This window comes from Actinoplanes sp. L3-i22, assembly GCF_019704555.1.
GTDB lineage: Bacteria > Actinomycetota > Actinomycetes > Mycobacteriales > Micromonosporaceae > Actinoplanes.
Window position 1 is genome coordinate 8778877 of record NZ_AP024745.1, and the last position, 24550, is coordinate 8803426.

Below are 24550 nucleotides of genomic sequence, written 5' to 3' on the forward strand. Positions count from 1 at the left end.
CCATGCTCAAGAACTTCTGGTACGCGGTGGAGTTCTCCGACCGGGTCACCACGAAACCGGCGCGGATCACCGTGCTCGGGCAGTACCTGGCCATCTACCGCACCCCCAAGCAGGGCCGCGTGGTCGTGCTCAGCGACCTCTGCGTGCACCGGGGCGCCGCGCTCTCCGGCGGCCACCTCAAGGACGACAAGATCGTCTGCCCGTATCACGGCTGGGAGTACGAGCCGGACGGTCAGTGCACGCGCATCCCGGCGAACCTGCCGGGGCGGGCGATTCCGCGCAAGGCTCGGGTGGACTCCTATCCCGTACGGGAAAAATATGGTTTTGTCTGGGTTTTTCTCGGTGATCTGCCCGAGGAGGAGCGGCCGCCGATGCCGGTCTGGCCGGAGTTCGACGACCTGGTCGAGAACGGCGGCAAGTTCCGCGTGGTGACCGGCGAGTTCCTGTGGAACGCCAACTACGAGCGGATCCTGGAGAACGGCTGCGACATCGCGCACGCGCCGTTCGTGCACGCCGGGCGGTTCGGCAACCCGGAGATGCCCGAGGTGCCGGAGTACGAGGTGGAGAGCCCGGACGAGTGGTCCGCGTTCGCCACCGTCGACCTGCACCCGCCGAAGCCGTCCGGGATCTGGGGCAGGTTCGGCCGGCTGGTCGGCAACGACCTGAAGAAGCGGCCGCCGGTCACCACGTCGGCCGGCTGGATGCTGCCCAACATGATCAAGCTGCACGTGCGGCTACCGATCGGCGACATGGTCATCTACGACACCAACATCCCGATCGACGAGACGCACACGCTGGTCAAATGGGTCGCGCTGCGGACGTTCTTCACCGGCAGGTGGGCCGACAAGGACGCGATCAACCGGACCATGCGGATCTTCTACGAGGACGCCGCGGTGGTCGACAAGGTGCGGCCCGAGCTGCTGCCGTTCGATCTCGGGGCGGAGCTGCACATCAAGAGCGACATGATCGCGGTGCACTACCGGCGGCGGCGTCAGGAGCTGGCCGAGAAGGGGTGGCTGCTCAATGAGGAGGACTTCATCACCGGGGACGTCCCGAAGCGGACGGCGACCGTGATCCCCTCGCCGGCGCGGCGGGAGAACCCGGAGCTGAGCCGGGCCTGGGTGCACAAGGCCCGCGGCGAGCACCCCAGTGTGGCCGCCGCCCAGATGATCGACCCGCCCGCGTCTTCGGAGGACGAGAAGTGAGCCTGCCCGCCGAGCTGTCCGACACGACTCTTTCCAAGATCCTCGACCGCTTCCCGGTCGTGCTCGACTCGGACCGCGAGCTGACCTCGCCGATGAGTCCCGCGCCGGTCGGGCGGATCCGGGTCTGGCGCGGCGACGGGCCGGTCGTCAAGGTGGTCAACGTGTCGCTGGTCGTGCCGCCGATCGGGCTGGACAGCCACATGATCTTCGCGTTCACCGCGCCGTCGTCGGGCGTCCCGCACTTCACCGTCGACTCGGTGGCCAACGGGGAGAGCTACGCGTTCCACCTGGATCTGATCCCGCGGATCGACCTGGCCACCTCGCTGTCCTATCTGGACCAGGTCTACGAGCCGCTCACGCCGCTCTACCAGGAGGTACGCGGTCGCGAAGGCCTTACCCCAGCACACCTGACGCCGCGCCAATATGCTCTTATGTCGCCTTGGATGCTGGTGAATCGGGCAACGGCTGAGGCCTTTGTCGGCATCGGCGAAGCCGTGGACGCCTACGTCACGCACTGGGCCGGGCTGGTCGAGGCCGGGATCAAGGCGGACGGCACCGCCGAGCGCGACGCCGAACACCGCGCGCTGCTGTTCAGCCCGGAGATCGACCCGGTCTGGAAGCAGACCGTGCGGCTGCTCGGCGAGGAGCAGAGCGAATCGGTCCGCGCCGAGCTGGTGGCCAACTGATGACCGCGCCGAGCGTCTGGCAGCAGCGGATCGCCGGGGAGTGGCACGGCCGGCCGTCGCTGTTCGACCACGCCGGCACGTGGTGCGGCTACGAGGAGATCCACCGGTCGTCGGAGTTCGCGGACGGGGTCACGACGTACAAAATGGATGGTGGTTTGATCGGGGGTGGGCCGCTGGCCGGGCAGTTCCGGCTCGGCGCGCCGTTCTCGTTCGGCGTGCTCGACTCGGACGCCAACCGGGTCTACACCGGGCCGGACTTCTTCGGCACCGGGCAGCCCTACGGCGGGTTCGTCGACTCGCACTACTACGGGCCGGGCTGGCAGGTCGACCTGAACACCTGGAACCAGGTGCTGCCGGACGGCGAGACCCAGGTCTACTCGTCCGTGCTCTACCAGGGCTGGGCGGTCGTGGGCTGCTTCAACGGGCTCTACACCCGGGTGCCCGGGCGGGTCGACCCGCTGATCGACGCGGAGACGCGCAACGGGCCGGTGCCGTACATCCTGCCGACCAAGCGGGCCGGGCGCTTCACCGGTGCCCTCGAACACTGGGGCGCCGATCAGAAGCTCCGCGGTTCGGTCACGGTCGCTCTCGCCTTGGAACCCATCAACCTCTTGCGTACGAAACGGGTCGTCACCTGGCATGGCCCGAGCCTCGACCGCGCGTTCACCGTGGAGACCCGCCGCGACGGGAACCGGCTCTTCTTCGAGGGGCCGGACGCCTACGGCAACGCGATCGGATTCGGACGCGCCTCGTTCTCGTCCCTGCATCTGAACGACGTCTGGAAGGTCAAGGGGCGGGAGTTCACGCTCGACGCCTCGCCCGGAATGTCCGCCGGGGGCCGGCTGTCGGTCGTCTACGAGCTGTTCGAAGGCGGGAACCTGGACTCGGTGCTGCACGGCGTGCTGGAGTGGGAATCGTGACCGGGCCGGTCGTGGTGGTCACCGGGGGGACGCGCGGAATCGGTCAAGGGCTGGTCCGGGCGTTCGCTGCTCAGGGCGCTTCGGTAGCCTTCTGCGGTCGCTCGGACGCGTCCGTGCAGGGGGCCGGCGCGCCCGGCGACGTGCTCGGTGTGGTGGCCGACGTGACCAGTCGTCACGACGTACGCAAGCTCTGGGATGCCACGGCGGACCGGTTCGGGCGGGTCGACATCTGGGTCAACAACGCCGGCCTCTCCACCTCCCGGCGGAAACTCTGGGAACTCGACGCGGACGAGATCGACGCCGTCGTCGACGTGAACCTGCGCGGCACGCTGCACGCCAGCGCGGTGGTCCTGGACGCGATGCTGGCGCAGGGGCACGGCGCGCTGTGGAACATGGAGGGCCTCGGGTCGAACGGGCAGATCGTGGCCGGGCTGACGCCGTACGGGGCGACCAAGCGCGGGCTGACCTACGCGACCATGGCGATGGCGAAGGAGCTTTCCGGCACGCCGGTGACGGTGGGACTGCTCTCCCCCGGGATGGTGGTGACCGACCTGCTCACCCGGGACTACTCGCCCGAGGAGTTCGAGAAGGCGAAGAAGATCTTCAACATCCTGGCCGACCGGGTCGAGACCGTGACGCCCTGGCTGGCCGCGAAAGTGCTGGCCGGGGTCAAGAACGGGGGCCGGGTCGCCTGGCTCACCAACCGCAAGGCGGCGTACCGGTTCGCGACCGCGGCGTTCACCAGGCGCGACCTGTTCCCGGGGGCGTGACCGTGGCGTACCCGGTGGTTCTCGCGCTCGAAGATTTTGTCCCGACATTTCTCGGTTCAGTGGGATTCGGGCTGCTCGGCCGCCTCGCGCCCACCTCGCCGGCGCGGCGGGCCGGGCTGGCCGGGGCCGTGCTGATCGGGCTCGGCGGCGGCGCCAAGTGCCTGTGGAAGCTGCTGGTCGCGGCCGGCGCGGGCGACTTCCCGGTGCTCGAACAAGCGCTGTTTCCGCTGATGGCGGCCGGGGCCTGCCTGCTCGCCTGGTCGCTGGCCGTGACGATCCGGCGCGGGCGGCGTACCCAGGTGTGGGGTTTTGTCGTGGTTTATCTGGTGGGTGTCGGGGGCTCGATCGCGGCCGGCAGCCTGCACCCGATGTTCGTGGTCGCGACGTTCGGGGTGACCGCCGTCAGCGTGCTCGGGGCGATCGTGGCCGGGCGGTACCGGCAGTGGTGGGCGGTGTCGCTGTTCGTGCTCGGGCTGGTGCTGGTCACCTCGCTGGTGCCGCTGCGGCAGTCGCCGAAGCACGAGACGCTCGCCTATCAGTGGCTGGAGCAGTCCCTCAACACGTCCGCGCAGTTGGCGCTGCTGGTGGCGGCTCTGCTGACCGTGCGCGCCCTGCGCCTTTCCCCCGTCTTTTCCCCCACCGCCTCTTCCCCCGCTGGTCCTTTTTCCAGCGCCACATCCAGCACGCCGGATTCGGCCGTTGCGTCCGGCACGCTTGAGGAGACCGCATGACCGACGCCCTCGGGTGGCGCCGCAAGTTCGGCGTGATCGCCCCGTCGACCAACACCATCGTCGAACCGGACTTCTACCGGATGACCGTGCCCGGGGTGACCGCGCACTTCTCCCGGATCCACATCCGCAACCAGGACCTCTCCGACGACGCCAACTTCGAGAACCTGCTGGTCCAGATCCGGGCCGAGATCGGGTTCGCCTGCGAGCGGGTGCTGACCTGCGAGCCGGACTACATGGTGATGGGCATGTCCGCGGAGACGTTCTGGGGCGGGGTCGAGGGGAACCGCGAGTTCGTCGGCCAGATCAAGGCGATCACCGGGCTGGAGGTGGCGACCGGGGCGGAGGCGTGCGAGCGGGCGCTCAAGCTCTACGGCGCCCGCAAGATCGGCGTGGTCACCCCCTACCAGCCGGTCGGCGACGCGAACGTGGTCCGCTTCTTCGGCGAGATCGGCTTCGAGGTGACCGCGATCGAGGGTCTGAAATGCCCGACCGCGGTCTCCATCGCCCACGTCACCGAGGACGAACTGCGCGCCGCGATCCGCTCCGTCAACGGCCCGGACGTCGACGCGATCGTCCAGTGCGGCACCAACCTGTCCATGATCAGCCTGGCCGACGAGGCCGAACGCTGGCTGGGCAAACCGGTCATCGCCATCAACGCCGCAACCTGGTGGATGGCCCTCCGCGACAACGGAATCACCGAAAAACTCCACGGCGCCGGCAGCCTCCTCCGCAACCACTAACCCCAACCCAGCCCGCCAACCTCCGTCACCCAACAGCAGCGATCATCGGGCTTCCGGCAGGTCGTAGACGACGGTGGGGATGTCGTGGGCGCACAGCGTCGCCAGGATCAGCGGCTCGATCTTGTCCCAGGTGCCGCCGGCGAGCCCGCTGCCGATCCGTGGCATGTGGACGGACGCCTGATGCGCCCGAGCATGCGTGACCAGGGTGGTCAGGCACTCGTGGATCGCCTCATACCGCACCGGCGGGCCGGCGCCGAGCTCGTAGCCGGAGCTGGTGCGCAGCCCCTGCTTCGTCACGATGCCGTGCTGGCCGACCATGTTCGCCACCCAGAGCTCAGCCTCGACCGGCACCAACTGAACCGCCCCCAGCCGGAAAGCCGGAACCGCCCCACCCAGCTCAGGCCGCGGGCTTTGCTGGTCGGCGGCGGACTCGCGGTGCCAGCGGCGGAACTCCCGCTCCGGCTCGGGCCAGCGACGCGAGATCGCCTGGACGATCCCCTTGCCCCAGGCCCCGATGTCGTTGCAGACGTGAGCGATGATCCGGCGCCCCTCGCCGGCCGGAGCGGTGGCGTCGCCCTCGACGTAGCTCAACTTCTGCATGCCACGACCCTAAACACCACCCCCGACAAGAACGCCGCCTTTTTGACCCGCAGCGATACTTTCTAGTGAGCCGTTGCCAAGTCGAGATGTCCCGGAGCAGAGGTTGATCATGACTGTTGTTAACGTCCCAGCGTGAGCGAGCAGCTGCCACCCCCGCCGAGTCACGGAACGCCGCATGGCGACCCGGCTCCGTCGCCCCATACACCCGATTCGTCCGCCTCGGCCGACGCAACGATCGCCCACCCGGCCCCGAGCGACGCAACCGTCGCCCAGCCGACCGCGAGCGACCCAGCTCCGAGCGAGCCGACCTGGAGCGAGCCGGCCCCGGCCGATGCGACGATCGCCGACGTGAACGCGGCCGACACCCCGGCCCACCCCGAGTTCCCCGCCGGGCCGACATCCGCGGACGAGTCCGGGCCCGCCCCCGCGGACGAGACCTACGCCTACCGCGTCCCGGACCCGACCTCCACCTACCCGGCCCCGGAGCCCACCGCCCCCTACGCGGCCCCGGCCTTCCCCCCACCCCCGGACGCCGCCCCGAGCCCGCCCGTCCAGGCCTACCAGCCGCCGGCCTCCCCGGCTCCGGCCCCGACCTTCCCGGCCCCCGGCCAGGCTTTCCCGGCCCCCGGCTTCCCGCCCCCGGGCCAGGCGTATCCGGGCTACCCGCCCCCCGGCGGCGGCCAGGCCTACCCCGGCCAGGCCTACCCCGGCCAGGCATATCCCGGGCAGGCATATCCCGGGCAGGCATATCCCGGGCAGGCGTACCCCGGGCAGGCATACCCCGCCCCCGGCTACCCGCCGACGGCCTACCCCGCCCCGGGCCAGCCCACCTATCCCCCGGCCGCCGCCTACCCGGCCCCGGGCTATCCCCCGGCCGCCGCCTACCCGGCCCCCGGCTACCCGCCGACCGGCTACCCGGGCCAGTTCCCGCCCGCCGGCTACTACCAGCAGGCCCCGGGATTCCCCGCGCCCCCGAACCCGTACCAGAGCCAGGAGACCAACCGCCTGGCGATCATCTCCCTGGTCACCGGCTTGATCGGCCTGATCCCGTTCGGCCTGATCTTCGGCATCCTGGCGATCCGGCAGATCAACCGCACCGGCGAGCGCGGCCGCGGCCAGGCCGTCGGCGGCCTCATCGCGGCCGGCGTCTGGATGTACATCGTCTACTCGATCATCATCGGCGTGCGGGGCGCCAACGCCTACGAGGACGCGATCAACAACAGGTACGCGAGTCCGACCAGCAACTCGCGGGGGATGGCCGGCCTCTACCCGGGTATCTGCATCGACAAGATGTTCGGCAGTAACGCCGAGGCGCTGACCATCGTGCCGTGCACCTCGCCGCACGAGGCCGAGGTCTACTCGGTGTTCACCCTGCCCGAGGCGGACGGTTTCGAGGGCGCCACGGCGACCCGGGACCGGGTCCGGGAGAGCTGCGAGGGCGACTTCCAGCGTTACCGGGTCGGCAAGGACGCGACCATGCGGGTCGAGTTCCTCTATCCGGCCACCGAGACGGACTGGTACGACGACCGCAGTGTGGTCTGTGTCGCGGTCGATCCGAGCGGCCCACGCACCGGTTCACTGCAGGACTGAGGCACCGCCGGATCGGGGTCGTGGGGGCTGCCCCGCGCAAAGCCGCCCCCACGACCCTGAACCGGCCCCGGTCAGAGCAGCATCCGCCGCCGCCGGGCGGGCAGCATCGCGAGCAGTCCGAGCCCGGGCAGCAGCAGCGCCGTCCCGATCAGCCCCATGGTCGCCCACTCCAGGCCGGGCCCGGTCTTGGGCAGCGAGTCGGTGTCGGTCGCGGCGGCCGCCGACGAGGACGAGGCCGAGGTCGGCGACGTGGTCGCCGTCCCGCTGGTGAACGTGATCGGCACCTCCACCTTGTTGGCCGCGACCACGTCGGCCGGGTTGCTCGACGGCAGCAGCTGGGCCGCGATCACGCAGCCGCTGGTCCCGCACTTGTGCCCGCCGAACGTGGTGGCCAGTTTCAGCGTCACGGTCTTCGTCTTGCCGCCGGCGTCGGAGGAGACGAACTCGGCGCCGCCGGACAGGTTGCAGTCGGTCGACGTGCCCGGGTTCTTGATGCACTGGCCGAGCGCGATGTTCTCCAGGTTCTTGGTGAACCCGGTGCCGTAGACGGTGATCGTGTCACCGCTCTTCAGCCCGCTGGTCTTGGAGACGTGCAGCGTGGGCTTGGCGGCGGCCGGCGAGACATCCAGGACGACCACGGCGGCGGCGCACACGAACCCGGCCGCGAGCGCCGCGGCGTACCGTAGCAAGGTTTTTGATCGAACCATCAGAAGCCTCCAGATCGAGAGACGGCAGCCTCGTCGGTGCCGAGGTAGGACAGGACGACGGCGGGGTGCGCGCGGACCTCGTCGGGGGTGCCGGCCGCGATCACCCGGCCGGCGTCCATCGCGATCAGCCGGTCCGCGACGCGGGACAGCAGCGGCAGGTCGTGTTCGATGACCAGCACGGTGGTGCCGAGCTCGGCGCGGACGCGGAGCATCAGTTCGCCGAGGGCGACGCCGTCGGACTGGGTGAGCCCGGACGACGGCTCGTCGAGCAGCAGCAGTCGCGGGCGCAGCGTGAGCAGGCAGCAGAGTTCGACGATCCGGCGGGTTCCGGTGGAGAGCTCGCCCACCGGCCGCTCGGCGATCCCGTCCAGACCCATCGCCGCCAGCGCGGCTTGGGCCCGTTCGGCCTTTCCGGCCTCCGGCCGGGCATCGCCGAGGAGATCTTCGATCAGATGCGCCGGGTTGCGGCCCTCCGCGGCGATCATGACATTTTCCCGTACGGACATGGCCGGGAACAGCCGAGCGTCCTGAAAGGAGCGCACCAGCCCGGCCCGCGCCCGCCGTTCCGGGGTCCAGCCGGTCACCGCCCGCCCCCGGTACCGCACGGTCCCGCCGTCCGCCCGGGTGAAGCCGGCGAGGATCTCGAAGAGCGTGGTCTTCCCGGCCCCGTTCGGCCCGATGATCCCGACGATCTCCCCTTCGGCCACCGCGAACGTCGCGTCCCGCACGGCCCGCACCCCGCCGAACGCCCGCCGGATCCCGGCCACCTCCAGCAGCAGCCCGGCCCCGCCCGGCTCCAGCCGCCCCACCGGCAACTCCCGCACCTGCCACCGCCCACCCCCACCGGCTGGTCCCGAGGGCTGGGTCCCGGGGTCCGGAACAGCCCTGCGGACCAGCCGGGACCGCAGGCTGTGCGGGAGGCCGCTGAGGCCGTCGGGTAGGAAGATCACGATGAGCAGCCACCCGAGGGTGAGCAGCGCCTGGCCGGGGATGCCCATCGGGATCAGGGCCGGCAGCCCGACGATCACCAGCGCGCCGAGGAGCGCGCCGCCCGGGCGGGACAGCCCGCCGACCACGGCCAGGGCGACCACGTCGATGCTGGCGGAGGCCGGGAACGTGTTGATGCTCAGCTGCGACTGTCCGAAGCCGATCACCACGCCGCCGAGGCCGGCCAGGGCGCCGGCCACGCCGTACACCTGCAATTTGCGCATCGGCGCCGGGACCGTGAGGGCCCGGCTCGCCTCTTCGTTGTCGCGGATCGCGATGAGCAGGCGGCCGAAGCCGCCGCGGCGCAGCCGCGCGGTGACCCACCAGCCGAGCGCGAGCAGCATCAGGGCGAACAGGTAGTAGTCGGTGGCGACGCTGACGACGTAGTCGTGCCAGACCGGGTACGGCGTGGTCAGACCATCCCCGAGCAGCCAGTCCCGGCGCAGCAGCCAGCCGCTGGTGGCGAGCGCGAAGGCGAGCGTGGTGACGCCGAGCGCCACGCCGCGCAGCCGGAGCGCCGGGATCCCGACGAGGATCGACGCGACCGCGCCGGCCGCGCAGCCGGCGAGCGTGCCGAGGAACATGTTGCCGCTGACCCCGGCGACGTGGACGGCGACCGCCGCGCCGATGCCGGCGAAGCCGAACTGGCCCAGCGAGAGCTCGCCGGCGATCCCGGTGACCAGCACCACGGACATGCCGACCAGCGCGTATCCGCAGATCGTGGTGAGGATCGAGGCGGTCGCGTTGCTCACCACGTAGGCGAGGCCGATCCCGAGCCCGGCCAGCAGGACCAGGACGATCCTCGGCGGGCCTGCGGTGCTCAGCCGCGGCCAGGTCGACTGCTCGGAACGGCGCCCGGCCTGCCCCTGCCGGAGCAGCGAGATCAGGATCGCGACGCCGAGCACCACGTCGACGAACCCGGCCGTCTCCCGGGAGAGCAGCACCTGTTCCAGGACGCCGACCGCGACGGACGCGGTGAACGCGATCGGCAGCGAGGTCATCCGGGCGATCACCGCGCCGGCCAGACCGCGCAGCAGCAGCTCCGGCCCGAGCGACTCGATCGACTGCACGCCCTGGGTCGGGGTGAGCAGGATCGACGAGAACGCCGCGACCGCCCCGGCGACGGCCCAGGCCAGGCTGGTCATCCGCGGCGCCGGGACGCCGTTGACGGTCGCCGCGTCGGGGTGGTCGGCGGCGGCCCGGATCGCGATGCCGTACCGGGTGCGCCGGAGGAAGAAGGCCAGGGCCGCCAGCAGTACCGGCGTGAGCAGCAGCATCGCGGTCAGCGACGACCCCACCGTGGTGGTGCCGATGGTGAACGCCGGCAGCCCCGGCGGCTTCGGGTAGGTGCTGCCGGAGAAGCTGTCCCGGTCCACGAGCAGCGCCAGGACCAGGATGAACTGGGCCAGGCCGAGCGTGGCGATCATGCCGATCACCCGGGGCCGGCCGCTGAGCCGCCGGACCACGGCGACCTCGGTGCCGGCGGCCAGCGCGCCGGCGATCCCGATGGCGATCGGGAACGCGATCCAGAAGTTCAGCCCGTCGGTGAGCCGGGCGAGGACGGCCGCGCCGAAGACGCCGATCGCGCCGTGCGCGAAGTTGACGAAGCGGCTGGATCGGTAGACCAGGACCAGGCCGATCGCGAGCAGGCCGTAGGTCAGCCCGGTGAACAGCCCGACGGCGAGCCGGTCGAACCCGAAGTCGAAACCCCAGAGCGTCATGCGTGCCCTCCGAGCACCAGGCGGCGGGCCAGGTCCGGGGCGGCGCGCAGCTCGTCCGGCGTGTGCTCGGCGATGATCGTGCCGTGCTCCATGAAGAGCAGCCGGTCGGCGACCGCCATCGCGACGTTCACCGACTGCTCGATCAGCAGCGTGGCGACGCCGGCCGCGGCCAGCCGCCGGACCAGTTCGAGCAGCCCGCCGACCACGACCGGGGCGAGCCCCAGCGAGAACTCGTCGATCAGCAGCACGACCGGCCGCTGGATCAGGGTCTTCGCGAGCACCAGCATCTGCCGTTCGCCGCCGGAGAGGGTGGACGCCGGCTGGTCGGCGCGGGCGGCCAGCCGGGGGAAGACCGCGAGCGCGCCGTCCACCACGGTCTCCACCCGGTCGTCGTCGCGGCCGTTCGGGTACGCGTGCACGCGCAGGTTGTCCCGGACCGAAAGTGATCCGAACGCCTGCTGCCCGATGACCGTGGACATGCCGAGCCGGACCCGCTTCGCCCCGGGGACCGCGGTGATGTCGGTGCCGCGCAGCCGGACCGTGCCGGTGTCCGGCCTGGTCAGCCCGGCGAGCATGCGGACCAGGGTGGACTTGCCGACGCCGTTCGGGCCGCAGAGGGCGACGGTCTCGCCGCGGCGGACGGTCAGGTCGATCCCGAACAGCACCTGGATCGCGCCGTATCCACCGGTCAGGCCGGTCACCTCGAGGATGTCATTCGCCAAGGCGGGTCACCGGGCCCTGGTAGGTGAAGCAGGCGCACGTGGTGTCGTACCGAAGCACGCGGTAACCGGTGCCGGCCGCATGGCCGGACGTCTCCAGCCCACCGAAACCCACCGCGGTCTTGAATTTCGCCTGCTGGGCCGCCAGGCCCCAGGCGGCGGCGTTGAGATCTTTCCCGGTCGCGACACCGGCAGCGGCACCGGCACCGCCGCCGGCCTGGAGCAGCAGCGCCGCGTCGCAGTAGCCGAACGCGACCCGCGCGTTCTGCCGCTCGGCGAACGTGATCCCGGCGTCCGCGTAGATCTTCTGGCAGTTCTTCTCCGCGTCGGTGTCCGGAAACGACAACTGGCTGTCCGGCACGTCGTAGCCCGGGGCGAAGCCGATCCCGACCATGTCCTCGAGCGCCGCGGCCGGGATCAGGGCCGGGTTGGCGACCATGAACGCGGGACTGTCGAACGTGGAGACGCCGTAGCGGGCGGTGAAGCTCTGCGCGATCGCGGCGGTCATGAAGAACGGCGCGATCCGGGCCCCGCCGAGGAAGAACACCCGGTCGATCTTCCTACCGCGGAAGTTCACCGCGGCCTGGCTGAGCCCGGTGTTCAGACTGCTCAGCGACGTGGTGTCGATCCACGAGACGGTGACCGCGACGCCGTCCTGCTGCAGTGCCGGCACCACGACGCTGTCGTAGACGGCGTGGTTCGCGGGCGTGTCCGCGGCGACCAGTCCGGCCTTGTCGCGTCCCTCGAAGAACTTTTCCTTCCGCAGCACCCCGAGGAACGAGGTGGCGAACGCGTCGTACTCCGGGAACGAGGCGGTCCAGAGGAACGGCGCGAGCCGGGTGAACGTCGCCCGGTCGTCGGCGATCAGGGTGGCGTCCAGCATCAGCGTCTGCCGCTGGGCGTAGCACGGGCGGGCGTTCGGTTGCAGCTGCCCGGTCAGGACCACCGCGAACGCCCGGTCGTCCTGGGTGATCTGGCTGCACAGGGTGGTCTCGGCGGCCGGCGAGTCGTTGCTCGCCTCGTACTCCCGGTAGACCGCGTGCAGCGTGCGCCCGCCGATCCCGCCGTGCGCGTTCACCCAGCTCTCCAGGGCTTTCACCTGGTCGGCGGGCTTGCCGACGTCGGGCTGTTTGAAGCCGGTCATCGACGCGGTCTTGCCCAGGTCGGTGCCGATGAAGACCACCTTGACGCTGTCCGCGGTGACGCCCGGCCCGTCCCCGCCGGTCGCGAGCGGCGCGTTCTGTCCCGGCATCAGCGCGCCGCAGCTGGTGTAGGCCAGGGTGATCGCGAGCGCCACCGCGCCGATCCGGAACGTCAGCGGCCAGTCCGGTCTCATCCGTTGCCCTCTTCTTCCATTACCGAGATGCCCCTGGGGAATCGCCGCGCCAGCACGTGACCGAGCGCGTCGACGTCCAGCACCGAGTCGCCACGCTGTTGCTGGCCCTGCCCGGAACCGATCAGGTGGCGCAGGCCGTCGAGACTGAGTTGCGCGCCGGCCCGGCCGTGCAGCCAGCGGGCGCCCGGCGCGTCGTCGAAGACCAGGTAGGCGCCCAGCCCACCGAGGCGCACCACCGCCGGCAGCATCGCGTCGGCCGGGTCGACGTGCCGCAACTCCCGCCGCCGCAGCAGGCGTCGGAGCACCCCCCAGGCGATCAGCAGCACGCCGACGACATTTATCAAGATCAGGCCCCAGGGGTACGCGTTGTAGCGCAGCCGCACCCCGGCAAGTCCACTGACGTCGGCCGTGACGACGTACCGTCCGAAAGCGAACAGCGGAATGTCGACCGGGACATCGAACGTCCGGCTCTGCCCGGGCGCCAGATCGGTGACCTTCTCCTGGTAGAAGACGTTGTCGCTGCCGCCCCCGCCGAGCCGCGCCTGCACGGTCGCGTCGACCAGCGTGGACGCGGTCGGGTTCCGCACCGTGAAGGTCAGCGTCAGATGTTCCGGCGCGCCGAACCAGGCCGCCGCGGTCCGCCCGCTCAGGTGGTAGTCCTGCAGCTCCAGCTGGTGCACCACGGTCGCGGCGGCCGGCAGCGCGCCGGTGCCGTGCCCGGTGACGGTCAGCGGCAGGTCGACCGGGTCCTCGTTCCCGCCCTGCACCCCGGCGATGTGCACCACGCACGGGCAGGCCTTGGGCGGGTCGCCGACCTGCAGGTTCACCACGAACGTGCCGTCGGCGCGGACCGGGGTGGCGACCGCGGCGCGCATGTCGCAGGCGGCCGAGCCGGTCAGCCCGCCCTCGCCGCACGTGACGAACTGCAGCAGCTTCCCGGCTGCCCAGCCCTCGCCGGTCACGCGTACGACGTCGCCGGGCTTGGCGCTCGTCGCTGAGAGTCGCGCAACCGGGCCGCTTGCCTCGGCTCTGGCAGGGACAAGAATCAACGCCAAGATCAAGAGGGTTATTTTCGGATATGTCCGACTCATCCGGCAGCCACCAGCCCCCGCGGCCTGGCGACCCGGCTGCGGAGACGGCGGCGCAGCCGCCACCAGATCAAGAGAATCAGACCCGCCAGTACGGCCAGAGCAGTCCACGACACCACCACGGTCCGCGCCGCCCGAGCGGCGTAGACGTCGCCCTCGGCGCGCACGGCCACCCGCGTGGTGACCAGGTCGATCGGCCAGATCCCGCTGGTCCGCGCGGTGAACGTGCCGCCCGCCCCGGGCACCATGTCGCTCGACGGTCCGGAGCCGGCCGCCGTGATCCGGTGCCCGAACAGCCCGGTCACCGTGACCGTGGCGCTCGGCACCAGGTGCACGTTGCCGATGTTGCTGACCCGGTACGTCATCACCCCGCCGGTCCCGACCGGCAGCAGCGGCGCGTCGACGTCCACATCGAGGTCCGGCACGCTGAGCCCGGGCAGGATCGTGCCGGCCACCCGCAGGTAGATCCGGGCGGCGACGGCCCGCTGCACCCGGACCGCGGCTCCGGCCGCCTCGGTGGTCGCGCTCGGCTCGGCCTCCATCGCGACGATCCCGCCGACGTGGTCCCCGGGGGTGGCGTTGGCCGGCACGGTGATCGTGAACGGGATGTCGGCGCTGGTCCGCGCGGGCACCTCGACCGAGGTGACCGGCGAGACGATCCAGGTGCCGAGGCCGGTCTGCGGCTCGTCGCGGGACCGGAAGGCGAACCCGCCGTTGTGCGGGGTGTTGTACGCGTCCGCGCCGTAGACCAGGAACGACCTGGGCCTGGTGGTGAGGTTGCTGACCCGGACCGACTCCTTGACCGTCTGACCGGCCGGGGCGTCCAGGAAGAACATCAGCCGTGGCGTGGGTCCCGGATTCCTGGCCGGGGTCGGCGTGACCGACCACTCGCCGTTCCCGGCGGCCGCGGCGGGCGTGGCCGGGACCAGCACGGCGATGATCGAGAGGGCGAGCACGCTCGCGCGGATTCGCATGGCCGTCCTTCCCAAGTGGAAGGTGGGGGCGGTGGCGGCCGCCCCCACCCGGCGCTCAGCCCAGGGTGAGGGTGAGCGTTGCCGCGTACGTACCGGCGAAGACGTTCGCCGGCACCGCGAGGGACAGGTCCCCGGCCGCGTCGAACGACCCGCCGGTCAGGGCGGTCTTGCCGTCCGGACCGGAGCAGATCGTCGCGCCGTCGCCGCCGAGCGAGACCCCGGCGTCACCGGCCACCGCCGTGACCGCGTTGGTCGCCCCGGCGTGGGCACCGCAGGACGGCGTCACGGTGAGCGCGCTCCCCGCGATGGTGCCGCCCGGGACACCGGTGAAGTCGGTGACCTTCGCGGTGAGACTCCACGGCAGGGTGCTGCCGCGGAAGTCGGTCACGTTGATCGCCGGCAGGGCCGCCGTGGCGGTCTGCGCCGAGCCGTTCAGCGTGATCCCGGAGAACGTGATGGTGCTGCCGCCGCTGCCACGGGACATCGACAGCGAGCCGGCGTTCACGGTCTGCGAGAGCTGGAACGTCAGGTTGCAGGTGGTGCCGGTGGCCGCCGTGCAGGCGTCCGCGGACATGCTCCACGCCGACAGGGCGTAGAGGCTGCCGGACAGGGCGCCGAGGTACGCGGTCGCCTTGTCGTTCACCGTGTACGCCGCGGCGAACGACCCGTCCGTCCCGGCCGTGGCGGAGACCGCCGCGTCCGAGGTGGCCGGGGGCGGCGGCGCCCCGGTCAGGGCCTGGTAGCCCCGTACCGTGATGCTGCTGCCCGGGTTGAAGTCGGTGCCCTTGACGGTCGTCGTCGTGCCGGCGCCGCCCGCCGCGGGCGAGAGGGTGATCTTCGGGGTGCCGAGGATCGTGATCGGCACCGACAGCGCGTCGGTGCCGTCCGTGACGACCAGGGTCCGCTTGCCGGCGGTGGCCCCGGTCGGCACGGCCAGGGTTCCGGTGCCGGCGCCGGTGGCGTCGGTGGTCCCGGTGCCGGCCCCCTCCCCCGTGCCGCCGCCGCTGCTGTCCTTCAGCTGCGCCGTCAGCGTGGCGGAGGCGGCCAGGCCGGACACCTTCCAGCTGATCGTGTTGCCGGCCCGGGCCGAGTCGGTCACGGTCTGGCCGGAGATCCCGGTGACCGCGATGCCCGAGTCCACGACCGGCACCGCCTGGACGATCGTGGTGTCGGCCGGGGCCGCCTTGTGGTCCCGGTCCCCCTCCGCCGAGCAGTAGGTGGACGCCGTGGTGTTGGCGAACTTGACCTGCTTGACGGTGAGGGTCAGGTCGCCCGCGGCGCCGGCGGTGAACGAGCCGGTCGCGGTGAACCCGCCGAGCTTGGCGTAGGCCGCGGTGGCCGCCGCCGGATAGGTGGGCTGGTTGAGGGTGACCGTGCCGGTCTGCGACCCGGCGATCCCGACGGTCACGATCACCGGCACCGAGCCCGCGTCGAGCGGGACCGGGCCGTTGGTGGTCCCCGCGGCCGCGGTGAGCGACACGGTCACCTTGGCGCCCGGTGCCGGCTTGGCCGGCGACTGGGTCAGGGTGAACGTGTCGGCCCAGGTGCTCGGCGACGAGCCGGCGCCGGTGTCGCTGAAGTAGATCCGGCAGCCCAGGGAGTTGGCGGTCGGCCCGTACGCGGAGGCCGGCGCCTGGACGACCAGGACGGCCCCCAGTCCGACCGTGGCGATCAGAGCCGTGCGAGCAATGCGTTTCATCGTGGTGCCGCGTCCCCTCTCTCGGGTGGGTGCACCGCCGCTGTCCCCAGTGGCGGCGCCTGGCGCGCGGTACGCATCCGATCGTGTTTCCCATCGGGAAACGGCGTTTTACTTCTGCGTGGGATCTATAAACTCAGTCGCGGGCCGGTGGTGTCAAGCCTCCGGCCAGCCATATTTCGCCAGGCGATACACCGTTTCCCGAAACGGGGTCAGAGCGGAAACAACGCGGAAACCGGGCCACCGTCGCGCAGGGCCCGGACCGCGTCGGCGAGCTGGTCCGGCCGGTCCAGCGCCCGGCCCGCGTTGTCGGTGAACTTCGCCCGCACCTCGGCCTCGCTCAGCGGATGCCCGGGGCCGCCGCGGGAGCTGCCGACGCGATGCTCCAGGACCGCGCCGCGCTTCGTCCGTACTCTCAGGACACCGGCGAACGCCCGGGGGAACGCGGCGGTCGCGGCCGGGTCCGCGCAGACCGTCACCCTGGCGGCCAGTGCCAGGCGCTCCGGGGTCAGCGCGGTGAAGTCGTCCAGGCCCACGCCCAGTCCACCTCCGCCGGTCAGGGCCACGGCCAGGGTGTACGGCCCGGAGAACTTCGCGTGGTACCCGCTGCGCGGCCGCGCCTTCTCCGCGGGCGGCTCCGCGATCGTCCGCAGCACCGGCTCGGCCACGCCCAGCTCGAGCGCCGCGATGTCCCGTGGATCCAGGCCGCCCGCACGCAGCGCCAGCGCACAGTCGATCCCGGCGTGCGTGAAGTGGTTCGACGGATACGGCTTGAACACCGTCCGCAGCAGCTCCCAGTCCGCGCCGAGCCCGTCCAGGGCGCGCGGGTCGAAGCGGCCGGTGTGCGCCGTGAAGAACCCGAACCGTCCCTCGAGGACGGTCGGCGGCCCGGTCAGTCCCTCCGCGGCCAGGGTCGCCGCGACCACGCCGGCGTGCGCGGCCCAGCCGCAGTGCGTGCGTTTCACCGAGCCGCCGGTGCGGTTCGCCTCCAGCACGCCCGCGCCCATCGAGGCGGCGATGCCGATCGCGTCCGCGATTTTTGTCGGACCCAGTTCGTAGAGTCGGGACACCGCGACGGCCGCGCCGATCGTGCCGCAGATGGAGGTGGCGTGCTGACCACGGTCGAAATACAGGTTCGCGCCGGTCTCCGGGTCACAGCCGGCCATCCCGAGCCGGTTGGTGACCTCGATGCCGGCCGCGATCGCGGCGATCAGGTCGCCGGGCGCGCCGGCCTGCGCCGCGGCGAGCGCGGCCGGCACCACCGAGGCGCTCGGGTGCAGCACCGACGGCAGGTGCGTGTCGTCGAAGTCCAGCGAGTGCGCGAGGACCCCGTTGACAAACGCGGCGGAGGGCGCGGGGAGACGTTCGCCGGAACCGATCACGGTCGCTTCGGGGACGCCACCCCAGCGTTTCATCACGGCGAGCGCGGCGGGCGCGGCGTCCTTCCCGATTTCGGCGTACGCCGCCAGGGCGTTCCCGAGCACATCGAGCACGCGCGCCGGGACATCTGCCCGGACCCGTTCCGGCGGATCGACGCTCGCCGCGAACTCCCCGAGCAGGTGCGCCAGCGGCGGCGCCGTCACGGCACCACCGCCAGCGGCCGCACCGGCGAACCGGTCGCACCGATGAGCCGCAGCGGCGCCAGGATCAGCTGGAACTCCTTGACCCCGGCGTCGGCAAGCCCGCTGAGCAGCATCGTCTCGACGATGTTGATCCCGGCCTCGACCAGCAGGATCCGGTGCACGGGCAGGCTCGCGTGGCCGGCCGCCGGCGCGATCCGCTCGTAGGCGATGGTCTCCGCCCCGGTGACCGTCACGCCCTTGGCCACCAGCCAGCGGGCGGCTTCCGGGCCGGGGCCGGGGACTCCTTCCGCCGTACCGAGGAAGGAAATCGGATCGCCGAAGCGCCGGGACCAGCCGGTGCCCACCAGGATCGCGTCTCCGGGGTTGATCTTGAGGTCGCCGGCGGCGGCCGCGAGATCGCCCGCCGTCACCTCGTAGCCCGGCGGCAGGATCTCGACCCCGTGCAGGGCCGCGACATCGAGAAACACACCCCGGCCGACGTACGGCGGGAACTCGTCGATGCCGAGTCGGGCGAACCCGGCGTCGGACTGCACGTCGGCGGCGACCACCCCGCCGTGCAGCAGCCCGTCCTGGGAGACGTGCGCCAGCGCGTCGACGTGCGTGCCCACGTGCGTGCCCAGCACCAGGATGTCGTTGGCGGCCGAGCCACCGCCGGCCCGGATCACGTCGCCGTGCCGCCGGACCAGCGCGTGCTGGTAGATCGGATGGTTCGGGGACTGTGGCATGCCCCGCCGCATGGGCTGGGCGAGATCGAAGACTTTCACAGGACTCCTTCGGAGCGCAGCGCGTCCAACTCGTGCTGGGGGTAACCGAGGCCGGTGAGCACCTCGTCGGTGTCGGCGCCACGCTCGCGGCCGGTCCAGCGGATCCGGCCGGGCGTCGCCGACATGCGGTAGAGCGGGGCGGGCATCCGCACCGGCCCGAGCACCGGGTCGTGCGCGGTGGTCACCGAGTCGCGCGCCTGGAACTGCGGGTCGGCGAAGACGTCCGCGATGTCGTAGACCGGGGCGACGGCGGCCTGCGCGGCCTCGAACGCCGCCGCCACCGCCGCCAGGTCGTGGGCTTTGATGTACGCGCCGACCGCCTCGTCCAGGACGTCGGCGTGCGCGGCCCGCCCGGCGCCGGTGGCGAACCACGGCTCGTCGATCAGCTCGGGCCGCCCGACCAGCCGCATCACCCGCTCGGCGACCGCCTGCGCGCTGGTCGAGACGGCGACCCACCGGCCGTCGGCGGTCCGGTAGGTGTTGCGCGGGGCGTTGTTGACCGAGCGGTTCCCGGTCCGGGTCTGCACGATGCCGAGCTGGTCGTAGACCATCGCCTGCATGCCGAGCACGGTCAGCATCGGCTCGACGATCGCCAGGTCGATCACCTGCCCGGGCTGCCCGTGCACGTCCCGGTGGTAGAGCGCGGTCATGATCGCCTGGGCGCAGGTCAGCGCGCTGATCCCGTCCGCCAGGCCGAACGGCGGCAGCGTCGGCGGGCCGTCCGGCTCCCCGGTGATGGCCGCGAAGCCGCTCATCGCCTCGGCCAGGGTCCCGAAGCCGGGGCGGCTCGCATACGGCCCGAACTGGCCGTAGGTCGTCACCCGGGCGATGACCAGCCTCGGGTTGATCGCGTGCAGCGTCGCCGGGCCGAGCCCCCAGCGCTCCAGCGTGCCCGGCCGGAAGTTCTCGATCAGCACGTCCGCGTCCGCCAGCAGCTTCCGGGCGATCGCCGCGCCCCGGGCATCGCCGAGATTCAGCGTGATCGTGCGCTTGTTGCGGCCGAGCATGGTCCACCAGAGCGGGACGCCGTCCTTGGCCGGGCCGTGGCCGCGGGCCGGGTCGCCCTTGGCCGGATGCTCGATCTTCAGCACGTCGGCGCCGTAGTCCCCGAGGATCGTCGCGGCCAGCGGACCAGCGAAAAGGGTGGACGCGTCGACGACGGTCAGGTCGGTCAGGGCGGTCATGCCACACACTAACCGCTCTGTTCCGATGAAGGAAACCCCGTTACTGTGTGCGAAACGCAGCTCTCCCCGGAGGTTCCGATGAGCCGGTATGACCTGTTGGTACGCGGCGGCACGCTGGTCGTCCCCTACGTCGGCACCATGCGCGCCGACCTGGCGGTGACGGACGGCCGGGTCGCCGCGATCGCCACCTCGATCCCCACGTCCGAGGCCGGCCAGGTGGTCGACGCCACCGGCCGGCTGGTCTTCCCCGGCGCCGTCGACGCCCACTTCCACCTGGGCATCTACCGCCCGCTCGCGGTCGACGCGGCCGAGGAGACCCGCTCCTCACTGGTCGGCGGGGCGACGACCGTGCTCTCGTACTTCCGCACCGGGCAGCACTACCTGAACAAGACCGGGCCGTACGCGACGATCCTGCCCGAGGTGCTGGACGCGGTCGCCGGGCACGCGTGGACCGACTACGGCTTCCACCTGGCGCCGATGGACACCACCCAGGTGCGGGAGATCCCCGCGCTGGTCGAGGCCGGGATCAGCTCGTTCAAGTACTACATGTTCTACAAGGGCTTCAACCTCGCCGCGGACTCCCGGGACGCCAAGGCGTTCACCATGAGCGACGAGTACGACCTCGGCCACCTCTACCAGCTGATGGAGGCGGTGTCCGCGGCCGGCGCCGCCGCCGACCGCCGGATCTCGCTCTCCCTGCACTGCGAGCAGGCCGAGCTCATGCGCCTGTTCATCGACCGGATCCGGGAGGCCGGCGACCCGCAGACCCTGAAGGCCTACTCGGACGCCCGGCCGCCACTCACCGAACGGGTCGCCATCGGCGAGGCCACCACCCTGGCCCGGGCCACCAACTGCTCGGTGAACCTGCTGCACCTGTCCTCCGGCGAAGCCCTGGCCGCGGCCCGCGAGGCCCGCCTGGCGATGCCGTCGGTGGACATGCGCTTCGAGGTGACCCTGCACCACCTGTGCCTGTCCTACGACGACCTGTCCGGCCTGGGCGGCAAGGTCAACCCGCCGATCCGTAGCCGGGCCGACACCGAGGCACTCTGGGCCGGCGTCCTGGACGGCACGGTCAACTGGGTGGCGTCGGACCACGCCTGCTGCCAGGAGTCGTCGAAGGGCGAGGAGCTGTGGCCCGCCCTGCCGGGCTTCGGCGGCACCGCCCTGCTCTACCCGATCCTGCTGAGCGAGGGCATGCACAAACGCGGCCTCACCCCGGCCCGGGTCGCCGAACTGGCCTCGGCGAACCCGGCCCGCGCGTACGGCCTGGACGGCCGCAAGGGCAACCTGCTGGTCGGCTACGACGCCGACCTGACCATCGTCGACCCGGACCTGGAACAGGAGGTCACCACCGACCTGCTGCTGTCCGGCCAGGACCACTGCCCGTTCGAGGGCCGCAAGGTCCGCGGCTGGCCGGTCGCCACCATCGTCCGCGGCCACCTCGCCTACGAGAACGGCAAACCCCTCGGCACCCCCCAGGGCCACTTCCTGGCCCGCTGACCCACCGCCCGGACGGAATCGCCAACCTCCGCCCAGCGGCCGCTCATCGAAGACCGAGGCGCCGGAGGGCGCGATTCAGCCACCAGGTCGACGCCGAGTTCCCGCAGGCGGGGCCGGATTTCGGCGAGCTGGTTCTCGATCTGGCCCTCGGCCATCTCCTCGCCGTCAACGAAGAACCAGTCGTAGCCCGGATCCTCCGAGGCGGAATCGAACGGATAACCGCCCTCGGCGACGCTTCGCTGGGCGGCGTCCGCTTCCGTCCCGGACACCTGCCGCCACATTCCGAGAGCCCGCATCGTCCGCGCCAGTTCGGCCCGTCGCTGGTCCACATGCTCATCATGGAGAAACTTGTCCGCGGTCGAGGCCGATATCCCGAGAAAGCGGCGACGTGAGGCGCGCGTCCCGCTCACCGATATCGTCTCCGCTCATGTCGGTGGATGTAGAGGTCGAGCTGCCGCGCCCGGTCTCGCTCGGCGCGGTCGCGCGGGAGACCGGGCTGGTGCTCGGTGAGCTGCTGGGCGGGACGGTCGTTCCTGGATTCGACGTCCTGGACGGGGACGGCCGCCCGCTCTCCGGTGCGCGTCTGGACCGGACCCTGATCGGGGAGCGGCTGCCGCCCGCGCCGGACGGGAACCGCCCCGCGATCTTCTTCGACCTCGTGATGCCGGCCACCGGGGACGGTGTGCAGCTCATGGTCATCGACCATCGGCCGGACAACGTGTTCGCCATCATCAGCCCCTATCGGACCTGCGTCGGCGTCACCTTCGCGGTCGGGCTCGGGCTGGCGACGGCCCGGCTCACCGGCGGCCCGTACACCGACGAGATCCGGCTGGCCGAGGACGACGAGACCGATCCCGAGGCGGTCATCGCCCGGACCCGGCTGACCGCGGCCGGGGTGGACTTCGCCGAGGAGTGCGAACGCTACCTGCGCCGGGCACCGGCCATGACGGCCTGGCCGACGCTCCGGTCAGCGGCCGGCCTGCCTGCCTGGAAGTCCCGCGTCTGAGGCGATCACGAGGCGGCGTGCCGCGCGTCCTCCTCGGCCATCGCCTCCTGGCGGGCGGGCTCCTCGCGCAGGATCGCCGCGTTCAGCCACTCGTCCGGGATCGCGAACGCCTCCACCAGCGTCGACAGGTGCGGGCGCAGCTCGCCGAGCAGGTCGTTGACGACCCCGGTGACCGCCTTGGAGCGGGCCGGGGTCAGGCGCCCGTGCTCCAGGAACCAGCCCTTGTCGGCCTCGATCACGGTCAGGGCGTACAGGTCGCAGACCCGGTTGAGCAGGGCTTTCGCGCCCGGGTCGGCGGCCCGTTCGATGCCGGCGACGAAGGCTTCCAAGGTGATCCGGTCGATGTGCGCGGTGGCCGTCTTCAGGACGTGGTCCTGGACGTCGTTGAAGATGTCGAACGGGCGGTCCTTCTTGGTCGCGGCGCCGTTGCGCAGGCGGCGGATCGCGCCCTCCAGGACGTGCTTCTCGCGGTCCTCGAACATGGTCAGGTGCCAGCCGCGGTCGGTCACCGCGACCTCCTCGTCGCGGCCCGGGACCGCGCTGACCAGGCGCTGGATCAGGCCGCGGGCGGCGGTGCGCTCCAGGACCATCTCGCGGACCTGCTCGGCGACGAACGTGGCCCGGCCCCAGCCGTCGAGCGAGCCGAACGCGTCCCGGTAGCCGGTGAGCAGGCCCTTCGCGACCAGTTGCAGCAGGACCGTGTTGTCGCCCTCGAACGTGGTGAACACGTCGGTGTCGGCCTTCAGCGCGGGCAGCCGGTTCTCCGACAGGTAGCCGGCGCCGCCGCACGCCTCCCGGCACATCTGGATCGTGTGCGTGGCGTGCCAGGTCTGCATGGCTTTCAGGCCGGCGGCGCGGGACTCCAGCTCACGCTGGCGGTGCTCGTCGACCGGGCCGGGGCCGGACTGCACGTCGGCGAGGGTGCCGACCAACTCCTCCTGGGCGAACACGTACGCGTACGACGTGGCCAGCGCCGGCAACAGTTTGCGCTGGTGGGCGAGGTAGTCGTTGAGCACCACCTCCCGGTCGTCGCCGGGCACACCGAACTGGCGGCGGCTGTCGCCGTACCGAATCGCGATTGTCAATGCTTCTCTGGTCGCGGCGGAAGCCGCGCCGCCCACCGTGACCCGGCCGCGGACCAGCGTCCCCAGCATGGTGAAGAAGCGGCGGGTGTCGTTCTCGATCGGGCTGGTGTAGGTGCCGTCCGCGGCGACCTGGCCGTAGCGGTCGAGCAGCATCTCGCGCGGCACGGTCACGTGGTCGAAGCTGATCCGCCCGTTGTCGACGCCGAGCAGGCCGGCCTTGTGGCCGGCGTCGCCCAGCGTGACGCCCGGCATCGGGTTGCCGTCGGCGTCGCGGATCGGGACCAGCCAGGCGTGCACGCCACGGCTGCGGCCCTCGGTGACCAGCTGGGCGAAGACGACCGCCATCCGGCCGTCCCGCGCCGCGTTGCCGATGTAGTCCTTGCGGGCCGCCTGGTGCGGGGTGTGCAGGTCGAACGTGCCGGTGGCCGGGTCGTACACACAGGTGGTGCGCAGTTTCTGCACGTCGGAGCCGTGACCGGTCTCGGTCATCGCGAAGCAGCCCATGACCTCGGTGGAGATGATGCCGGGCAGAAACTCGGCGTGGTGACGCTCGGTGCCGAGCGCGACGACGGCCCCGCCGAACAGGCCCCACTGCACGCCGGCCTTCACCATCAGGGACAGGTCCGCGTACGCCAGCATCTCGGCCGCCACCACGGAGCCGCCCGGGTCGTCCGACCCGCCGTAGGCCTTCGGGAACGCCGACGCGACGCCGATGTCGGACGGGATCTGCCGGATCAGCGCGGAGATCCGCTCCCGGGCCTGCTCGCCGGTCTCGCCGTGCACCACGGCGAAGCCGGCCTTGCCGAGTTCGTCACGGACCGCTTGCCGGATGTGCGCCCACCGCCCGTCGAGGACGTCCTGCAGGTGGGCCGGGTCGATGGAGTCGCCGATCATGATTTCCAGCTAAGCACGCGCTCAGCTTCTCCGCTGCGTGGCCGATTGGTGGATCATGCGGAAT

Annotated in this window: 22 protein-coding genes; 9 read left to right on the plus strand and 13 right to left on the minus strand. The window is 71.6% G+C overall.

The annotated features are described in order from the left end of the window. Positions 1-2 precede the first annotated feature (2 nt). Genes L3i22_RS39350 through L3i22_RS39375 form a run of 6 tightly spaced genes read left to right on the plus strand, consistent with a single transcriptional unit; the run spans position 3 to position 5052 of the window. Positions 3-1205 carry an aromatic ring-hydroxylating dioxygenase subunit alpha gene (locus L3i22_RS39350; protein ID WP_221322540.1) on the plus strand — a complete coding sequence of 401 codons (1203 nt, stop codon included), beginning with the start codon at positions 3-5 and terminating at the stop codon, positions 1203-1205. After that, the gene (locus L3i22_RS39355; RefSeq protein ID WP_221322541.1) at positions 1202-1891 is read left to right on the plus strand and encodes a hypothetical protein; all 690 of its coding nucleotides are present in this window, start codon (positions 1202-1204) and stop codon (positions 1889-1891) included. The genes L3i22_RS39350 and L3i22_RS39355 overlap by 4 nt, the downstream gene beginning before the upstream one ends. Continuing rightward, positions 1891-2811: a hypothetical protein gene (locus tag L3i22_RS39360; protein ID WP_221322542.1), complete on the plus strand. Its 921-nt coding sequence runs from the start codon at positions 1891-1893 to the stop codon at positions 2809-2811. The genes L3i22_RS39355 and L3i22_RS39360 overlap by 1 nt, the downstream gene beginning before the upstream one ends. Next, on the plus strand, positions 2808-3581 hold the full coding sequence (locus L3i22_RS39365) for an SDR family NAD(P)-dependent oxidoreductase (protein ID WP_221322543.1): 774 nt from the start codon (positions 2808-2810) through the stop codon (positions 3579-3581). The genes L3i22_RS39360 and L3i22_RS39365 overlap by 4 nt, the downstream gene beginning before the upstream one ends. Positions 3582-3583: 2 nt before the next feature. Beyond that, on the plus strand, positions 3584-4312 hold the full coding sequence (locus tag L3i22_RS39370; RefSeq protein ID WP_221322544.1) for a hypothetical protein: 729 nt from the start codon (positions 3584-3586) through the stop codon (positions 4310-4312). After that, the gene (locus L3i22_RS39375) at positions 4309-5052 is read left to right on the plus strand and encodes an arylmalonate decarboxylase (RefSeq protein ID WP_221322545.1); all 744 of its coding nucleotides are present in this window, start codon (positions 4309-4311) and stop codon (positions 5050-5052) included. The genes L3i22_RS39370 and L3i22_RS39375 overlap by 4 nt, the downstream gene beginning before the upstream one ends. 42 nt (positions 5053-5094) lie before the next feature. Here the strand turns inward: L3i22_RS39375 and L3i22_RS39380 are convergent, their stop codons facing one another. Then, complete coding sequence (locus L3i22_RS39380; RefSeq protein WP_221322546.1) at positions 5095-5652, minus strand: macro domain-containing protein; 558 nt, start codon at positions 5650-5652, stop codon at positions 5095-5097. Positions 5653-5784: 132 nt separating this feature from the next. Here L3i22_RS39380 and L3i22_RS39385 point away from each other — a divergent pair, with 132 nt between their 5' ends. Then, positions 5785-7242, plus strand: coding sequence for a DUF4190 domain-containing protein (locus L3i22_RS39385; protein WP_221322547.1), 1458 nt, complete (start codon positions 5785-5787; stop codon positions 7240-7242). A 71-nt stretch (positions 7243-7313) separates the two neighbouring features. Here the strand turns inward: L3i22_RS39385 and L3i22_RS39390 are convergent, their stop codons facing one another. From L3i22_RS39390 to L3i22_RS39435, 10 genes are all read right to left on the minus strand, one after another. Then, complete coding sequence (locus L3i22_RS39390; RefSeq protein WP_221322548.1) at positions 7314-7949, minus strand: neocarzinostatin apoprotein domain-containing protein; 636 nt, start codon at positions 7947-7949, stop codon at positions 7314-7316. Next, entirely contained in the window at positions 7949-10657 is a 2709-nt protein-coding gene (locus L3i22_RS39395) for an ATP-binding cassette domain-containing protein (RefSeq protein ID WP_221322549.1), read from the minus strand. Before L3i22_RS39395 ends, L3i22_RS39390 begins: the two co-directional genes overlap by 1 nt. Then, positions 10654-11379: an ABC transporter ATP-binding protein gene (locus tag L3i22_RS39400; RefSeq protein WP_221322550.1), complete on the minus strand. Its 726-nt coding sequence runs from the start codon at positions 11377-11379 to the stop codon at positions 10654-10656. The genes L3i22_RS39395 and L3i22_RS39400 overlap by 4 nt, the downstream gene beginning before the upstream one ends. Continuing rightward, positions 11369-12712, minus strand: a complete 1344-nt coding sequence (locus tag L3i22_RS39405; RefSeq protein ID WP_221322551.1) for a hypothetical protein — start codon at positions 12710-12712, stop codon at positions 11369-11371. The genes L3i22_RS39400 and L3i22_RS39405 overlap by 11 nt, the downstream gene beginning before the upstream one ends. Further along, positions 12709-13674: a hypothetical protein gene (locus tag L3i22_RS39410; RefSeq protein ID WP_221322552.1), complete on the minus strand. Its 966-nt coding sequence runs from the start codon at positions 13672-13674 to the stop codon at positions 12709-12711. The genes L3i22_RS39405 and L3i22_RS39410 overlap by 4 nt, the downstream gene beginning before the upstream one ends. A 125-nt stretch (positions 13675-13799) precedes the next feature. After that, complete coding sequence (locus L3i22_RS39415; RefSeq protein WP_221322553.1) at positions 13800-14774, minus strand: WxL protein peptidoglycan domain-containing protein; 975 nt, start codon at positions 14772-14774, stop codon at positions 13800-13802. 55 nt (positions 14775-14829) lie between these two features. Then, complete coding sequence (locus L3i22_RS39420) at positions 14830-16473, minus strand: WxL domain-containing protein (RefSeq protein ID WP_221322554.1); 1644 nt, start codon at positions 16471-16473, stop codon at positions 14830-14832. A 209-nt stretch (positions 16474-16682) separates the two neighbouring features. Next, entirely contained in the window at positions 16683-18053 is a 1371-nt protein-coding gene (locus tag L3i22_RS39425; protein ID WP_221322555.1) for an MmgE/PrpD family protein, read from the minus strand. Continuing rightward, positions 18050-18817, minus strand: a complete 768-nt coding sequence (locus L3i22_RS39430; RefSeq protein ID WP_221322556.1) for a cyclase family protein — start codon at positions 18815-18817, stop codon at positions 18050-18052. The genes L3i22_RS39425 and L3i22_RS39430 overlap by 4 nt, the downstream gene beginning before the upstream one ends. Continuing rightward, positions 18814-20001, minus strand: coding sequence for a CaiB/BaiF CoA-transferase family protein (locus tag L3i22_RS39435; protein WP_221322557.1), 1188 nt, complete (start codon positions 19999-20001; stop codon positions 18814-18816). The genes L3i22_RS39430 and L3i22_RS39435 overlap by 4 nt, the downstream gene beginning before the upstream one ends. A 78-nt stretch (positions 20002-20079) precedes the next feature. Here L3i22_RS39435 and L3i22_RS39440 point away from each other — a divergent pair, with 78 nt between their 5' ends. After that, positions 20080-21501 (plus strand): dihydroorotase family protein, encoded by a 1422-nt coding sequence (locus tag L3i22_RS39440; RefSeq protein ID WP_221322558.1) that lies wholly within the window; start codon positions 20080-20082, stop codon positions 21499-21501. Here L3i22_RS39440 and L3i22_RS39445 read toward each other — a convergent pair. Then, positions 21447-21830, minus strand: a complete 384-nt coding sequence (locus L3i22_RS39445) for a hypothetical protein (protein WP_221322559.1) — start codon at positions 21828-21830, stop codon at positions 21447-21449. The two genes, L3i22_RS39440 and L3i22_RS39445, sit on opposite strands and share 55 nt — an antisense overlap. 98 nt (positions 21831-21928) lie before the next feature. On the opposite strand from L3i22_RS39445, the gene L3i22_RS39450 reads away from it, so the two are divergent. Then, positions 21929-22507 (plus strand): hypothetical protein, encoded by a 579-nt coding sequence (locus L3i22_RS39450; RefSeq protein WP_221322560.1) that lies wholly within the window; start codon positions 21929-21931, stop codon positions 22505-22507. Between the two features lie 5 nt (positions 22508-22512). On the opposite strand, the gene L3i22_RS39455 is transcribed toward L3i22_RS39450, so the two are convergent. Next, positions 22513-24486 (minus strand): acyl-CoA dehydrogenase, encoded by a 1974-nt coding sequence (locus tag L3i22_RS39455; RefSeq protein WP_221322561.1) that lies wholly within the window; start codon positions 24484-24486, stop codon positions 22513-22515. Between the last annotated feature and the right edge of the window lie 64 nt (positions 24487-24550).

Coding starts and splice junctions, on each gene's coding strand:
- L3i22_RS39405 (WP_221322551.1), bottom strand. CDS start 12,712: ATGAGACCGGACTGGCCGCTGACGTTCCGGATCGGCGCGGTGGCGCTC.
- L3i22_RS39390 (WP_221322548.1), bottom strand. CDS start 7,949: ATGGTTCGATCAAAAACCTTGCTACGGTACGCCGCGGCGCTCGCGGCC.
- L3i22_RS39360 (WP_221322542.1), top strand. CDS start 1,891: ATGACCGCGCCGAGCGTCTGGCAGCAGCGGATCGCCGGGGAGTGGCAC.
- L3i22_RS39450 (WP_221322560.1), top strand. CDS start 21,929: ATGTCGGTGGATGTAGAGGTCGAGCTGCCGCGCCCGGTCTCGCTCGGC.
- L3i22_RS39395 (WP_221322549.1), bottom strand. CDS start 10,657: ATGACGCTCTGGGGTTTCGACTTCGGGTTCGACCGGCTCGCCGTCGGG.
- L3i22_RS39415 (WP_221322553.1), bottom strand. CDS start 14,774: ATGCGAATCCGCGCGAGCGTGCTCGCCCTCTCGATCATCGCCGTGCTG.
- L3i22_RS39455 (WP_221322561.1), bottom strand. CDS start 24,486: ATGATCGGCGACTCCATCGACCCGGCCCACCTGCAGGACGTCCTCGAC.
- L3i22_RS39440 (WP_221322558.1), top strand. CDS start 20,080: ATGAGCCGGTATGACCTGTTGGTACGCGGCGGCACGCTGGTCGTCCCC.
- L3i22_RS39375 (WP_221322545.1), top strand. CDS start 4,309: ATGACCGACGCCCTCGGGTGGCGCCGCAAGTTCGGCGTGATCGCCCCG.
- L3i22_RS39380 (WP_221322546.1), bottom strand. CDS start 5,652: ATGCAGAAGTTGAGCTACGTCGAGGGCGACGCCACCGCTCCGGCCGGC.
- L3i22_RS39435 (WP_221322557.1), bottom strand. CDS start 20,001: ATGACCGCCCTGACCGACCTGACCGTCGTCGACGCGTCCACCCTTTTC.
- L3i22_RS39350 (WP_221322540.1), top strand. CDS start 3: ATGCTCAAGAACTTCTGGTACGCGGTGGAGTTCTCCGACCGGGTCACC.
- L3i22_RS39420 (WP_221322554.1), bottom strand. CDS start 16,473: ATGAAACGCATTGCTCGCACGGCTCTGATCGCCACGGTCGGACTGGGG.